This is a genomic window from Mycolicibacterium holsaticum DSM 44478 = JCM 12374 (genome assembly GCF_019645835.1).
GTDB classification, from domain to species: Bacteria; Actinomycetota; Actinomycetes; order Mycobacteriales; family Mycobacteriaceae; genus Mycobacterium; species Mycobacterium holsaticum.
The window spans coordinates 5,316,861-5,331,210 of the sequence record NZ_CP080998.1 but is presented as its reverse complement, the minus strand read 5'-3'; the positions used below and the strand labels follow the sequence as shown (position 1 = coordinate 5,331,210).

The following is a 14,350-nucleotide window of genomic DNA, read 5'->3' as shown; positions in this document are numbered from 1 at the left end:
CCGCGACGTCAGTGGGTCGGCCGGAGATCATCGAAATCGATGGGTGCCAGGACGCGTGAAACATCTGTTGGCGTACCGGCGCGTGGCTCGTTCGGGCAGCCTCAACGTTTGCTCAGTGACAGAATTGCCGGATGCCGATTGACGTGGTCGGCCGTTCGGCCGAGCTCGCGACGATAGCCGCGTTCTGCTCGGCGGTGGACAGTTGGCCTGCCGGGCTACTTCTGGACGGCGAGGCCGGGATCGGCAAGACCACGTTGTGGTTGACCGCGCTGCAAGAGGCGCGCACCAACGGTTATCACGTGCTCTCCGCGCGGGCCTGGCAGGCGGAGTCCGTCCTGGCGTACGGCGCGGTGGCGGATCTGCTTTCGGGCATCGACCCCGCGCTGCTGTCGGCGTTGCCGGACGTCCAGCGCGTCGCGGTCGACCGCGTGCTGTTCCGCGGCAGCGGCGTCGGGCCGGATACCGATCAGCACGTCGCGGCGGCGGCGCTGCTGTCGGCAATCGCCGCGCTCGCCGCCCAGGCACCCGTCATCATCGGCATCGACGACCTGCAGTGGCTCGACTCGTCGAGTCGGGCGGTCATCGCCTTTGTGGCACGGCGGCTGCGCGGCCGGGTCGCCCTGATCGCAACCGAACGCACGACCTCCGAGTCCGCCGGCACGGTTCCGTGGCTGCACCTTCCGCGACCCGAGGCCCTCACCGTGGTCCGGATGCGCCCGTTGAGCCTGGGTGGTCTGCATCAGTTGGTGAGCAGCCGCCTGGGCCGGTCGCTGCCCCGCCCGACCATGGTGCGGCTCGCCGATGTCTCCGGAGGAAACCCCTTCTACGCCTTGGAAATGGCCCGCGGCCTCGATACCGGAACAGACCTGCCCGGAACGCTCGCCGATGTCGTGCGGTTGCGGCTCGCCGACCTCGACGAGGAAACCCGCGACGCGCTGCTGGCCGCGGCGAGCACCGCTGATCCGACCGTGGACCTGCTCGCACGGGCCACCGGCACGACGGCCGATCAGATGTTGGTGCAGTTGGAGGAAGCCGAAAGCCGCGGGATCGTCGACATCGTCGGTAACCGGGTGCGTTACACCCATCCGCTGCTGGCTCGCGGCGTGTACGCCGACGCGAAACCGGCCCGGCGCAGGCGGATCCACCGCGCGCTTGCCGACGTGGTCGAGCACCTCGAACTGAAGGCGCGGCATCTGGCCCTGGCATCCTCCCGCCACGATCCGGAGATCCTGCAGGCGCTCGACGCGGCTGCGGACGCGGCACGGGCCAGGGGCGCCCCAGCGACGGCGGCCGAATTATTGGACATGGCCATAAAACTCGGCGGTGATGCCCCGATTCGGCGGCTTCGGTCGGCTGAGCACCACCTCCGGGCGGGCGATGCCGACCAGGCGCTCGCAGTGCTCGAACCGGCGATCGACAAGCTGCGTCCGGGGATGGTGCGGGCGCTCGCACTGAACCTTCTCGCCGGGATCTGGGTCTACCGACGCGGTTTCACCGCGGCCGCCGAGGTGCTGGTCAAAGCCGTGCACGACGCCGAAGACACCCCGCCGGTGCTGGCGCAGACGCTGCTCCTGCTGTCGTTCGCGCAGGCCAACTCGGGCAACTACGGCGAGGCGCTGCGCAACGCCGAGAAGTCGGTCGAATATGCCGAGGAACTCGGCATCGGCGTTTTGACCAGCCAGGCGCTGGCCGACCAACAGCTGCTGAGCGCGCTGACCGGAAACGGGTTCGACGAATCGGTTCTGCGCCGCGCGCTCGAGCTGGCAGATCCCGATGTCGACGTGCCGATTCCGTTCCGAGCGAGTTCCGCTGCAGCCCAGCTGCTCTCGTGGGCGGGCCGGCCCGACGAGGCGTACGAACACATCGAGGCGTTGTGGCGCCGCTGCACCGATACCGGGGCGGACAGCGACATGTTGTTCATCTCCGTTTGGGGCACGCTGATCAACGTGTGGCGGGGAGACTTCGTCAAGGGAGCCGAAACAGCCGACATCGCGATGGTGTGCGCGGAACAGATGGGCGGCGACCACGGTCTGGTCATCGCGCTGACCGTGCGGGGTCTGTTGTCGGCGTACACGGGTCGGGTCGAACAGGCGCGAGCCGACGCGCATGCGGCCATCGAGGCCGCCGAGCGTTTCGAGGCGCCGCTGCTCGCCGACTGGCCGATGACGACGCTGGGCTTCCTGGCGGTGTCGCTGGGCGATCCTGAGCAGGCGCTGAAGGACCTGCAGCCGTTGATCTCCGGATTCGACCAACTCCTCTGTACCGAGATCATCAAGGCGGCGTTCGTGCCGGATGTCGTCGAGGCGATGGTCGCGTTGGGTCGGCAGCGGGACGCCGAGCACATAGTCGAGGCGTTGGAACGCGACGGTGCCCGCCTGGACCGGCCCTGGATGCTGGCGATCGGGGGTAGGTGCCGGGCGATGGTGCTCGGCGCGGACGGCGACGTCGAGGCCGCCGAACGGGTGGCGTTGTCGGCGATGAAGCAGCACGACCGCCTCGCGATGCCGTTCGAACGGGCGCGCACCCAGCTGCTGCTGGGCCAACTCCAGCGCCGTCGACGGCAGAAGCGCACAGCTGCAACGACTCTCGGGGATGCGCTGGCAGCGTTCGAGGCGCTCGGTGCCCCGTTGTGGGTCGAACGGGCCCGTGTTGAGTTGGCGCGCACCAACGTCGGCGCCAACCGCACCGTCGACCTGACGCCCGCCGAACAACGTGTGGCCGAGTTGGCGGCGTCGGGCATGTCCAACCGTGACATCGCCGCCAAGCTGTTCATCAGCGTCAAGACGGTCGAGGCGAACCTGACCCAGATCTACCGCAAGCTCGGCGTCCGGTCGCGCGCCGCGCTCGGCCGGTCGCTGGCTCCCCCGCCGTGATCGGCGGCTATTTCAGCAGGGGATCACGCGGCAGACCCAGGATGCGTTCGGCAATCGTGTTGCGGGTGATCTCGGAGGTGCCGCCCGCGATCGTCATCGCCCGGTTGCCCAGGTAGGCCAGCGTCAGTACCGGCGCCTGCCCGACGACCGGCGCGGGGCCCGCCAGTTCCATCGCCAACTCGGTCATCCGCTGGCCGGACTCGGCGACCAGCAGTTTGGTGACGTTGCCCTCGGGCCCGGGTTCGGAGCCTGCGATCGCGCGGGTGACCCGACGCAGGTTCAGCAGCCGCAGCGTGTGGATCTCGGCGATGACCTCTCCGGCATTGCGCACGTAGTGCGCCGCGGTCTCGGCAGGCGCGTCGTCGAGCAGCTTGACGAGATCCTCGACGGTGAAACCGGTTGTGCCGCCGGAGCCTCCGCCGATCGAGATGCGTTCGTTGCCCAGGGTTGCGCGCGCTACCAGCCAGCCCTTGTTGATGTCGCCCACCACGTCGGCGTCCGGTACGAAGACGTCGTCGAAGAAGACCTCGTTGAAGTGCGAGTGACCGGTGAGACCCTTCAGCGGATTGACCGTCACGCCCGGCGCGTTCATGTCGATCGCCATCATCGTCACCCCGGCGTGCTTGGGTGCGTCGGGATCGGTGCGCACGGTGGCCAGCCCCCACTGGCACAGATGCGCCAGGCTGGTCCAAACCTTCTGCCCGGTGACGCGCCAACCGCCGTCGACCTTCTTGGCCGACGTCCGCACCGCGGCGGCGTCGGAGCCCGCATTCGGTTCGGAGAACAGCTGACACCACATCACCTGGCCACGCAGCACCGGCTCCACCCAGCGTTCACGCTGGTCGTCGGTGCCGGCCTGGGCGATGGTCAACGTCACCCAGCCGGTGATTCCCATGTCGGGGCGTTCGATGCCGCCGAACTCCTCTTCGATCACCAACTGCTCGAGCACATCGGCACCGCGACCCCACGGCGTGGGCCAGTGCGGCACAAGGTATCCCGAGTCGACGAGGTAGTCGCGCTGCTGCTCGGCGGGTAACGACTGCAACGTCTTGACCGCCTCGCGGGCCTGTTCGCGGTACTTCTCCGCCTCGGCGGGCAGGGTGAACGAGGCACCCTGCGCCTGGCCACTGCGCTGGGCGTCCACGATCTCCAGCAGCGGATCGCCAGCCTCGGCCATCAGCGCGGCGAGGGTGCGGGCCCGACGCAGGTACAGATGCGCGTCGTGCTCCCACGTGAAGCCGATGCCGCCGTGCAGCTGAATATTGTTCTGCGCGTTGAATATCTGGGTGCGGATGGCGTGTGAGGCGGCTACCGCAGCGGCGAACCAGGCGCCGTCGAGGTTCTCGGCGCGGGCCGCATCCCAGGTGGCTGCGGTGGTGACCTCGGCGTTCACCAGCATGTTGGCGGCGTGGTGTTTGACGGCCTGAAAGGTGCCGATGGTGCGACCGAACTGTTCGCGGACCTTGGCGTATTCGACGGCCATTTCCAGGCTTGCCCAACTGACGCCGACCGCTTCGGCCGACGCCAGGGTGCGAAACACGGTGCGCGCCTTGCGGGCCGCGCCGCGCAGTACCCGGTCCTCGGGTACGGTGACACCGCGCAGGGCGACGACGCCGACACTGCGGGTGGTGTCCAGGGACTCCAGCGCCGTGACGCTCACCCCGTCTGCGCTCGCGTCGACCACGACGACGTCCTCACCTGCGACGATGACGAGCACGTCGGCGTCGGGAGCACCCAGCACCGCGCGGCACTCACCGGTGAGCGCCAGGTCCGCGCCGACCGCCACGTTCCCCGATGCCGCCAGCGCACCGACAGCCGATCCGTCGGCGAGACCCGGAAGCAGTTGAGCACGAACGGAATCCGGTGCGCAGCGGTCGATCACCACCGCTGCAGCCACGCTCGGCAGAAACGGGCCCGGGCACAGTTCGTGGCCCTGGGCCTCCAGCACCACGGCCAACTCGGCCAGACCGAACCCGGAGCCGCCGTGTTCCTCGGCGATCGCCAACCCGGTCCAACCGTTGCCGGTCACCGCCGACCAGACGTCCGGCGGGTGCGACGCGCCGTCCTCCAGCGTGGCGCGCGCGGCGGATCGGCTGTTCAGCCTGCTGAGCTGGCCAAACGCCGAGTCGGCCAGGGCGGTGTGTTCCTCGGTGATGGCAAGGGCTGACTTACTCACGGTAGAAGTCCTCGATGGTTTCGGCTTAACAGTTGACGCTCGGTGAGTAACGCTAACCCCTTTGCACAGCTCAACGTGTGCGTGATGCGGATCACACCCGATCGTGACCGAGCCGGGCGCCGCACATCTTCGCGATGTGACCGTTTACGAAACGGGCTGCGGGGTACAGTTCCGCAATGGCGGTACGGCCGGAGACCCGGTATCCCGGAGCGACGATGTGGACACGTGCCAGGTGGTTTCTGAACGCCGGACCGTCGGATTATCTGTTGGCGATGAGCGTGGCGTCGGCGTCGCTGCCCGTGATCGGGAAACACCTTGAGCCGCTTGGCGCTGCCACCGCGATGGGGGTGTGGGGCTCACGTCATCTCCCGGATTTTTTCGGCGCGACGGCCAAGTCCTTGCTCGGCTCCGGGAATGCCGAGCTGAAACGGTCGGAACGGGAAAGCACGAACGCCGTCTCCGCCGCCGCGCTGCGTGACGTCGTCAACCCCAACGACCTCGACATCGACTGGCCGGCGCCGCAGCGTATGCCGCCGCTGTGGAACCTGCTCGAGCATCGCCGCAGCGTCTACCGCACCTCGGTGCGGTACGGCCCGCGGCCGTCGCAGTTGCTCGATGTGTGGCGGCCCAAGGAGTTGCCGACTCAACCGGCGCCGGTGTTGATCTTCGTGCCGGGCGGAGCCTGGGTGCACGGCAGCCGGATACTGCAGGGCTATGCGCTGATGTCACATCTGGCCGAGAAGGGCTGGGTGTGCCTGTCCATCGACTACCGGGTGGCGCCGCACCATCGCTGGCCGGCGCACATCACCGACGTCAAGACCGCGATTGCGTGGGCGCGCGCCAACGTCGACAAGTTCGGTGGCGACCGCAACTTCGTGACGATCGCGGGCACCTCGGCCGGCGGGCACCTGGCCGCGCTGGCCGGTCTGACCGAGAACGACGCCGAGATGCAGGACGAACTGCCCGAAGGTTCGGACACGTCGGTGGATGCCGTGATCGGCATCTACGGTCGCTACGACTGGGAGGACAAGTCGACCGCCGAGCGGGCGCGGTTCGTCGACTTCCTGGAGCGCGTGGTCGTCAAACGCAAGATCGCCAAGCATCCGGAGATCTTCCGGAAGGCATCCCCGATCGCGCGGGTACATCCCGACGCGCCGCCGTTCATGGTGATCCACGGAACCGGTGACACGGTGATACCGGTGGCGCAGGCACAGGAGTTCGTCGAACAGCTGCGCACGGTGTCGCGCTCCCCGGTGAGTTATCTGGAGCTGCCGGGGGCAGGGCACGGGTTCGACATGACCGACGGCGCGCGAACACGTTCGACGGCCACGGCAATCTCGCTGTTCCTCAACCATATTCACCGAAATCGATCGCTGATCGGTGCCAAAGAAGTCATCTAGGATGATGCTGCTCCGGAGAGGGGGTGGCTTATGAAGAGGCTGAGTGGCTGGGACGCGGTACTGCTGTACAGCGAAACACCGGCGGTGCACATGCACACCCTCAAGCTGGCGGTGATCGACCTTTCGGAGCTCAAGGGCCGCACGTTCGGTATCGAGGACTTCCGCAAGGTCATCCACGGCCGGCTCTACAAGCTCGACCCCTTCCGCTACGAGCTCATCGACATCCCGTTCAAGTTCCACCACCCGATGTGGCGGGAGAACTGCGAGGTCGACCTGGAATACCACGTGCGGCCCTACCGGGTGAACAGCCCCGGCGGCCGACGCGAACTCGACGAGGCCATCGGCAGGATCGCCAGCACACCGCTGGATCGCAGCAGACCCCTGTGGGAGATGTACTTCATCGAGGGGCTGGCCAACGGCCGGATCGCCGTGCTGGGCAAGATCCACCACGCCCTGGCCGACGGTGTGGCATCGGCCAACCTGCTCGCGCGGGGGATGGACCTGCAGACAGGACCACCGCAGGACCGCGACTCGTATGCGACCGACCCCGCACCCACCCGGGCCGAACTGGTGCGCACCGCGTTCGGCGACCACATGCGCCAGATCGGCCGGCTGCCTGCGGTGCTGCGCTACACCGCGCAGGGAATGCGCCGGGTCCGTAAGAGCACCTACAAGCTGTCGCCGGAGCTGACGCGCCCGTTCACGCCGCCGCCGTCGTTCATGAACCACCGGGTCGACGCGCAGCGCCGGTTCGCCACCGCCACGCTGTCGCTGGCCGACGTCAAGCAGACCGGCAAGCAACTGGGCGTCACGATCAACGACATGGTCCTGGCGATCGCGTCCGGCGCCCTGCGCAACCTGGCGCTCAAGTACGACGGGCACGCCGATCACCCGCTGTTAGCCTCCGTCCCAGTCAGTTTCGACTTCTCCAGGGAACGCATCTCCGGCAACTACTTCACCGGCGTCATGATGACCGTGCCGATCCAACTGTCCGATCCGCTCGAACGGGTGCAGGCCGTGCACGACGCCGCGGTGAGCGCCAAAGAAACCCATCACCTGCTGGGCCCCGAACTGGTCAGCAGGTGGTCGGCCTACCTGCCGCCGGCACCCGCCGAGCGGTTGTTCCACTGGCTGGCCGAAAAGGACGGGCAGAACAAGGTGCTCAACATCCCGATCTCAAACGTGCCGGGCCCGCGTGAGCACGGCCGGGTCGGCGGCGCGCTGGTGACCGAGATCTACTCCGTCGGGCCGTTGACCACCGGCAGCGGTCTGAACATCACGGTGTGGAGCTACGTCGACCAACTCAACATCTCGGTGCTCTCCGACGGCGCGACGCTGTCCGACCCGCATGAACTCACCGACGCGATGGTCGAAGCCTTTATCGAGATCCGCCGCGCTGCAGGGCTTTCCGAGGAGCTGACCGTCATCGACTCCGTGCTGGCGTGACTGCCGAGTCGGCCTTGCCGTGTTTGACGTGCACCCAGGACAGGAACTTCTCGACCGCCTGCGCGGTGTAGTGCCCCCGCGGTGAACCGTAGTAGAAATCGAACGCGTGCTGAGCGTGCGGGATCTCGGCGTAGGTGACCGTGGATGTCGACACCTTACGCAGAGCGTCGGCGAACTCACGCCCCTCCTGCACCGGAATGATCGAATCGTCCTGGCCGTGCAGGATGAAAAACGGTGGCGCGTCGGGCCGTACCCGCATGATCGACGAGGCGTCGACGTACGTCTGCTTGTGCTCGACGATGCGCTTTTTGACCACGAACTTCTGCAGGAACGCGATGAACTCCTTGCGGCCCGACCCTCGCGCGGATACCCAGTCGTAGCGGCCGTAGATCGGCACCGCCGCCACCACCGAGGTGTCGGCGTCCTCGAAACCCGGTTGCCACTGCGGCTCGTTGGGCGTCAGCGCGGCCAGCGACGACAGGTGGCCGCCCGCCGATCCGCCGGTGATCGCCACGAAATCCGGGTCACCGCCGTAGGCGGCGATGTTCTCCTTGATCCACGCCAGCGCGCGCTTGACGTCGACGATGTGGTCCGGCCAGGTGTGGCGCGGGCTGACGCGGTAGTCGATCGACACGCAGACCCAGCCGCGTTCGGCCAGATGGCTCAGCAGCGGGTAGGCCTGCGGACGGCGCATACCGATCGCCCACGCGCCACCGGGCACCTGCAGCAGCACCGGCGCCTTCCCGTCGCGCGGCAGGTCGGCGCGCCGCCAGATGTCGGCGCGGTTGACCCGCGGATGCGGGCCGTACTGCACGGTGCTCGCCTTGTGCACGTACCGGCGCCGAACCGATTCGTTGGGCCATACGCCGATCATCCGCCTGCGCGTCGCCGGCTGCGACCGTGCGCCGACCGCTTCGTAGTCGTCGCCCAACTCTTTGCGTAGCGGCTCTTCGAAATACGGCTGCGCGTTGAGGTTCCGATATGAGATGAGGCCCAGCAGCGCCCACGCGATCGCGGTGAGCAACAAGGCGATCCGACCCCTGGCGCCGCGGAAGTCCCCCCGCAGGCCACGGCGCAGCGCGTCGAGCACCGACACGAAAAAGTAGAGCGGGGACATCTCGGTGGTCGGCCACCCGAATGCGAACACCGGCAGGGTGATGTATCCCTCCCGTCCCAGTGGGCGCACGCCGTTGGCGGCGTTGACGAGTTCGGCGACCGCGCGCAGCAGCGGGTAGCGGCGCCTAGCCACGGTCGGCGAGGCCTTGCAGGTCGCGGCGCGCGATCTTTCCGGTGTTATTGCGGGGAAGTTCAGGCAAGATCGTAATCTCCCGGGGCACTTTGTAATTCGCCAGGTTATCCCGGACGTGCTGCTTCAGTGAGTCCGGGGTAGCCGAAGCGCCCGGTTTCAAAACCACGAACGCGGCCAGCCGCTGGCCGAACTGTTCGTCGGTCACCCCGAGCACCGCGGCTTCTGCCACCTCGGGGTGCGCAGTCAGGGTCTTCTCCACCTCGATCGGGTAGACGTTCTCGCCGCCCGAGACGATCATCTCGTCGTCACGGCCGACCACGAACAGCCGGCCCGCGTCGTCGAGGTACCCGACGTCGCCCGACGCCATGAACCCGTCGTGAAAATCCTTGGTGGCACCCGAGGTGTAGCCGTCGAACTGGGTCGAGTTGCGCACGTAGATCCCGCCGACCTCGCCGGTGGGGACCTCACGCAGTTCGCTGTCCAGGATCCGGACCTCGGTACCTTCGGCGGGCCGGCCCGCCGTGTCGGGGGCGGCGCGCAGGTCTTGCGGCGTCGCGGTGGCGATCATGCCGGCCTCGGTGGCGTTGTAGTTGTTGTAGATGACGTCGCCGAACTGGTCCATGAAGGCGGTGACGACGTCGGGGCGCATCCGGGAACCCGACGCCGCGGCGAACCGCAGCGAACGGCCGCTGTAGCGGGCCCTGACCTCGTCCGGCAGTTCCATGATCCGGTCGAACATCACCGGCACCACGCACAGCCCCGTCGCCCGGTGGCGGTCGACCAGTTCCAGCGTCGCCTCGGGGTCGAATTTGCGGCGGGTGACGATCGTGCACGCCATCGACGCGGCGAACGCCAGCTGCGAGAAACCCCACGCGTGAAACATCGGCGCCACGATCACGACGGGTTCCTCGGCGCGCCACGGGGTGCGGTCGAGGATCGCCTTGAGGATCTCGGGCCCACCACCGGAATGCTTGGCGCCCTTGGGTGTTCCGGTGGTGCCGGACGTCAGCAGGATGACCTTGCTCTTGGTGCCCGGCCGGTCGGGATGACGCCCGGCGTGGGTTTTCACGAGACCGTCGACGGTGAGGCCGTCGACCGGGCCGTCGGACCACGCGACGATGCGGGTGGTGTCGGGTCGGCCGGTCAGTGCCCGATCGACGGTGGCGGTGAACTCCTCGTCGTAAATGATCGCGTCGACCTGTTCGCGCTGCACCACCTCGGCCAGCGCGGGACCGGCGAACGAGGTGTTGAGCAGCAGCACGTCGGCGCTGATCCGGTTCGCCGCGATCAACGACTCGACGAAGCCGCGGTGGTTGCGCGCCATGATGCCGATGACCTTCGGGTTCGCGACCGCCTGCAGCCCTGCGGCGAGGGCGTCGGCGCGCTCGTCGATTTCCCGCCACGTCAGGGTGCCGACTTCGTCGACCAGGCCCGGGCGGTCCGGGCAGCGTTGCGCGGCGCTGGCGAAACCCGAAGTGATGCTCATGTTTTCGCGCTGCATGGCGGCGGCGATGCGCAGGTACTTGTCGGGGCGCAACGGGGCGATGAGCCGGGCCCTGCGCATCGTGGTGATCAGGCCCAGCGTGTCAGAGAGCCGGTCGGTGATGGCCATCGTCGCGCTAGCCCAACACCGGAAGTCGACGTTCTGCGGCCAGTTCGTCCAGCGCCCGTTGCATCACCCGGCGCACATGGGCGTCGACCTCGTCGATGTCTGGATCCTGGCCGAACTCGGCCTCGATGTCGATCGGTGGCAGCACCTGCATGACGATCTTGGCGGGCAGCGGGATGTTGGGCGGCACCACCAGCGACAGCCCGAACGGGAAGCCGAACGAAATCGGCACGATCTTGGTGCGGGCCAGGCGTGCGATCGGGCCGAGTCGCTTGGCCAGCCACGTGCCCCGGGACAGAAAGATCTGCGTCTGCTGGCCGCCGATGCCCACCGTCGGCACGATCGGCACGCCCGCGTTCAGCGCCGCCTTCACGTAGCCGGTGCGGCCGCCGAAGTCGATGACGTTCTCCGACAACGTCGGCCGATACACGTCGTAGTCACCGCCGGGGAACACCACGACCAGGCCACCCGAACGCAGTGCCTCATCGGCGTTTTCCCGGTTGGCGCTGATGAACCCGATCCGCCGGAAGAAATCGCCCGTCGGCCCCGTCATCAACATGTCGTGGCTCAGCGTGTACAGCGGCCGGTGGTAGCCGTGCTGGCCGTAGAAGTCGGCCGCCAGGATCGGCACGTCCATCGGGAACAGGCCGCCGGAGTGGTTGCTGACCAGCAGCGCGCCCCCGCCGGGGATGTTGTCGAGGCCACGCACCTGCGAGCGGAAGTAGCGCTTGAGAAAGGGACGGGTCAGGCCCATGACCCGTTCGGTCAACCCGGGGTCCCATTTGGCGAGCTCAGACGGCTTGGTCTCGGTCGCGGCCATGCGGCCCCCTTCGATGGAAACTGGAACGTGTTCTAGTTTAGCTTGGCCGCCGCGGTGCGCCTAAATGTCGAGTCCGGCGGCCGCTACGATCACCCGCGTGAGCGACGAAACCAGTGGAACCAAAGAAGCAGTACTGGTCGAGCAGCGGGACCGGATCCTGATTATCACGATCAACCGCCCCGAGGCGAAGAACGCGGTGAACGCCGATGTCAGCCGCGGCCTGGCCGACGCGATGGACCGCCTCGACCTCGACAAGGGCTTGTCGGTCGCGGTGCTGACCGGCGCGGGCGGCTCGTTCTGCGCCGGAATGGACCTCAAGGCCTTCGCCCGCGGCGAGAACGTCGCGATTCAGGGCCGCGGGCTGGGTTTCACTGAGCGGCCGCCGGTCAAACCGCTGATCGCGGCGGTGGAAGGTTTCGCCCTGGCAGGCGGCACCGAGTTGGCGCTGGCCACGGACCTCATCGTGGCGTCGAAGGAGTCGGCGTTCGGCATTCCGGAGGTCAAGCGGGGGCTGGTCGCCGGCGGCGGCGGGCTGTTGCGGTTGCCGCAGCGCATTCCGTACGCGATCGCCATGGAACTCGCGCTGACGGGGGAGAACCTGCCCGCGGTGCGCGCGCACGAACTCGGATTGGTCAACGCGCTGGCCGAACCGGGGCAGGCGCTGGAGGCGGCGATCGCGCTGGCCGAGAAGATCACCGCGAACGGACCCTTGGCCGTGGCGGCCACCAAGCGGATCATCGTCGAGTCGCGCAACTGGAGCCCCGACGAGATGTGGCGCAAGCAGATGAAGATCCTCGGGCCCGTCTTCGGGTCGAACGACGCCAAAGAGGGTGCGATCGCCTTCGCCGAGAAGCGCGCGCCGAACTGGACCGGCACCTGACGGTTTTCCGTCGCGCCGCGGCGGGCAACCGTCGGGTATGGACCTCCCGCTGACGGACTACGACCAACTACCCATCACCGAGTTGCGCCACCGCATCCGCGCGCTGGACGAGCCGCAACTGCGCACGCTGTTCGAGCACGAAACCGAGCACGGCAACCGCATCCCGGTGCTCGACGTTCTGCACGCGCGGCTGCGGGAGCTGACCCACGGCGCCGAGCCGTCCGCCGGTGACCCGGACAAGGCGCCGGGTGTCAGCGGAACGGCGGGCGGCTCACCGGTGCAGGAGTCGACCGCGGCCGAGCCCGGAACTCCGCTGCGGCACGGGGTGGCCTCGCAGACCCCATCGCGCGGCAAGCCGTAGACGCTGACGGCCGCGTCGGTGTCAGATCGGCGGTATATCGCGTGCGGCATCGCCCTTGTTGAGTTCGCGTTCGGCGTTGATGCGTGCTTGGTTGTCGGCGGCGCGGCTGCGGCGTCGTCGCGGCATCTTCAGGGCGCGTTGCGCCGAAGGTGGGGGTGCGTTGGCCCGTGGGGGTAAGTCGGCGGTGGTGGTGTCCCAGTTCGGAAACAGCACCCGGCTAAACGGATAGGTGCGGTAGGTGTGTCCGCTAGGGGCCGTCCACACGACGGTGCCGTCGGGATACTGCTCGTCGCGCCAGCCGCAAAAAGTTTTCAGCAAATGATGAAAACGACACAGGCACTTGTTGTTTGACGGATGGGTGGGCCCGCCGGGGTAGGGCGTGGTGTGGTCGATGTCGCAGTTTCGGGCGGGGCGGTCGCAGCCGGGGAACCGACACGTCATATCGCGCATGTGCACGAAGCGCTCACAGGCCCGCGAAGGCCGATAGCCCGGATCGGCGACGCCGTAGGGCCGATACACCGGGCCCACGGTGGCCCCGTTGTCGATCAACTCAGCCAACAACGCCGGCGGAATCACCCCGCCCCCGACGATCAACGCCATCGGCGGTTGCGCGTCGGGCTTGGGCGCCGATGATTCGGCGTTGGTGTTGGTGGGGCGCGACAAAGTGGCCTTGGCCTTCGTCGGGGTGGGGGTGGTGTCGGTGATGGCGTGGATGACGAAGGCCGCTGCGCGGGGGTCAGCCGCCCCGGCCCGCGGGCACTGCGCGCCCCCGCAGTGGCAGGCCAGCCGATCAGCCCCGGCCGCCATCGCCCCCAGGGCCGCAGCGCCGCGTTGGCCTTCGGTGCGCGGATCGCCCTCACACACCCCTGCGATCATCTCGGCGATGCGCTTGTCGAGCAGTTCGGCATCGACGGCCGATAACCGCCCCCACAACGACGCGGTGCCGGTGTCGTCATCGGGCTTGCCCAGCCGCACATCACAGCCATGTTCGGCGTCATGAAAGCGCCGCCGGGCACCGGGGTCGTGGGTTTCCACGATCGCGTCGATGGCCAACTCCAGGCGTTTCTCTGACAACGCCCCCAGGCCACGGCGCGTTCGGCGACCGCTTCATCGATGCGCGCCATCAGCTCGGCATCGATCACCAGGTGGGTGCGCCAGGTGATCGCTGAGACCAGCTTGGCGCTGATCTCACCGGCACTGAACCGGGCGGCCAGCTTGGGCAGGCGCTCGCGCGGCGCCAACGCGATCCTCATCTGCCCGGAGGCTTTGCGCTGGCTGATACCCATCGCCGCGGCCACCTCCGCGGCCGCACACGCCCACAGATCCACCGCCCACTGCTGGCGCTCATCAAGCCCGGGCGCGTCGGCGCGCGCGGCCAGCTCCCCGATCGCGGCGAACCGTCGCGCCGCCGTCACCGCCTCAGCACGCGTGCACGCTTGAATCTCGGCGACCAGCGCGGCCTCATCGGCCGACCGAAACTCCGAGGCGAACATACGTTCGATACTGCCAGAGGCCCACGACAAAAATTGACCTCAA

Annotated in this window: 9 protein-coding genes and 1 pseudogene; 5 read left to right on the top strand and 5 right to left on the bottom strand. The window is 68.0% G+C overall.

What is annotated here, in order from left to right; genetic code table 11:
• Window positions 1–131: 131 nt before the first annotated feature.
• A complete protein-coding gene (locus K3U96_RS27110; protein ID WP_220691496.1) occupies window positions 132–2,873 on the top strand; it encodes a helix-turn-helix transcriptional regulator in 2,742 nt (913 codons plus the stop codon).
• Window positions 2,874–2,880: 7 nt separating this feature from the next.
• On the opposite strand, the gene K3U96_RS25445 is transcribed toward K3U96_RS27110, so the two are convergent.
• Window positions 2,881–5,049 carry an acyl-CoA dehydrogenase family protein gene (locus K3U96_RS25445; RefSeq protein ID WP_220691495.1) on the bottom strand — a complete coding sequence of 723 codons (2,169 nt, stop codon included), beginning with the start codon at window positions 5,047–5,049 and terminating at the stop codon, window positions 2,881–2,883.
• 176 nt (window positions 5,050–5,225) lie between these two features.
• On the opposite strand from K3U96_RS25445, the gene K3U96_RS25440 reads away from it, so the two are divergent.
• Together K3U96_RS25440 and K3U96_RS25435 are read left to right on the top strand one after the other, a co-directional pair.
• Complete coding sequence (locus tag K3U96_RS25440) at window positions 5,226–6,449, top strand: alpha/beta hydrolase (RefSeq protein WP_220691494.1); 1,224 nt, start codon at window positions 5,226–5,228, stop codon at window positions 6,447–6,449.
• A gap of 30 nt (window positions 6,450–6,479) precedes the next feature.
• Window positions 6,480–7,895 (top strand): WS/DGAT/MGAT family O-acyltransferase, encoded by a 1,416-nt coding sequence (locus K3U96_RS25435; protein ID WP_069403835.1) that lies wholly within the window; start codon window positions 6,480–6,482, stop codon window positions 7,893–7,895.
• On the opposite strand, the gene K3U96_RS25430 is transcribed toward K3U96_RS25435, so the two are convergent.
• The 3 genes from K3U96_RS25430 to K3U96_RS25420 are packed head-to-tail and all read right to left on the bottom strand — an operon-like array spanning window position 7,873 to window position 11,573.
• Complete coding sequence (locus K3U96_RS25430) at window positions 7,873–9,144, bottom strand: alpha/beta hydrolase (RefSeq protein ID WP_220691493.1); 1,272 nt, start codon at window positions 9,142–9,144, stop codon at window positions 7,873–7,875. The two genes, K3U96_RS25435 and K3U96_RS25430, sit on opposite strands and share 23 nt — an antisense overlap.
• The gene (fadD12, locus tag K3U96_RS25425; RefSeq protein WP_220691492.1) at window positions 9,137–10,756 is read right to left on the bottom strand and encodes an acyl-CoA ligase FadD12; all 1,620 of its coding nucleotides are present in this window, start codon (window positions 10,754–10,756) and stop codon (window positions 9,137–9,139) included. Before fadD12 ends, K3U96_RS25430 begins: the two co-directional genes overlap by 8 nt.
• Before the next feature lie 7 nt (window positions 10,757–10,763).
• Complete coding sequence (locus K3U96_RS25420; protein WP_069403838.1) at window positions 10,764–11,573, bottom strand: lysophospholipid acyltransferase family protein; 810 nt, start codon at window positions 11,571–11,573, stop codon at window positions 10,764–10,766.
• A gap of 64 nt (window positions 11,574–11,637) precedes the next feature.
• Here K3U96_RS25420 and K3U96_RS25415 point away from each other — a divergent pair, with 64 nt between their 5' ends.
• Both K3U96_RS25415 and K3U96_RS25410 read left to right on the top strand, forming a co-directional pair.
• The gene (locus K3U96_RS25415) at window positions 11,638–12,453 is read left to right on the top strand and encodes a crotonase/enoyl-CoA hydratase family protein (RefSeq protein ID WP_275085683.1); all 816 of its coding nucleotides are present in this window, start codon (window positions 11,638–11,640) and stop codon (window positions 12,451–12,453) included.
• Between the two features lie 37 nt (window positions 12,454–12,490).
• A complete protein-coding gene (locus tag K3U96_RS25410; RefSeq protein WP_220691490.1) occupies window positions 12,491–12,814 on the top strand; it encodes a DUF8129 domain-containing protein in 324 nt (107 codons plus the stop codon).
• Window positions 12,815–12,835: 21 nt separating this feature from the next.
• Here the strand turns inward: K3U96_RS25410 and K3U96_RS25405 are convergent.
• Window positions 12,836–14,307, bottom strand: a pseudogene (locus tag K3U96_RS25405) (HNH endonuclease signature motif containing protein).
• Between the last annotated feature and the right edge of the window lie 43 nt (window positions 14,308–14,350).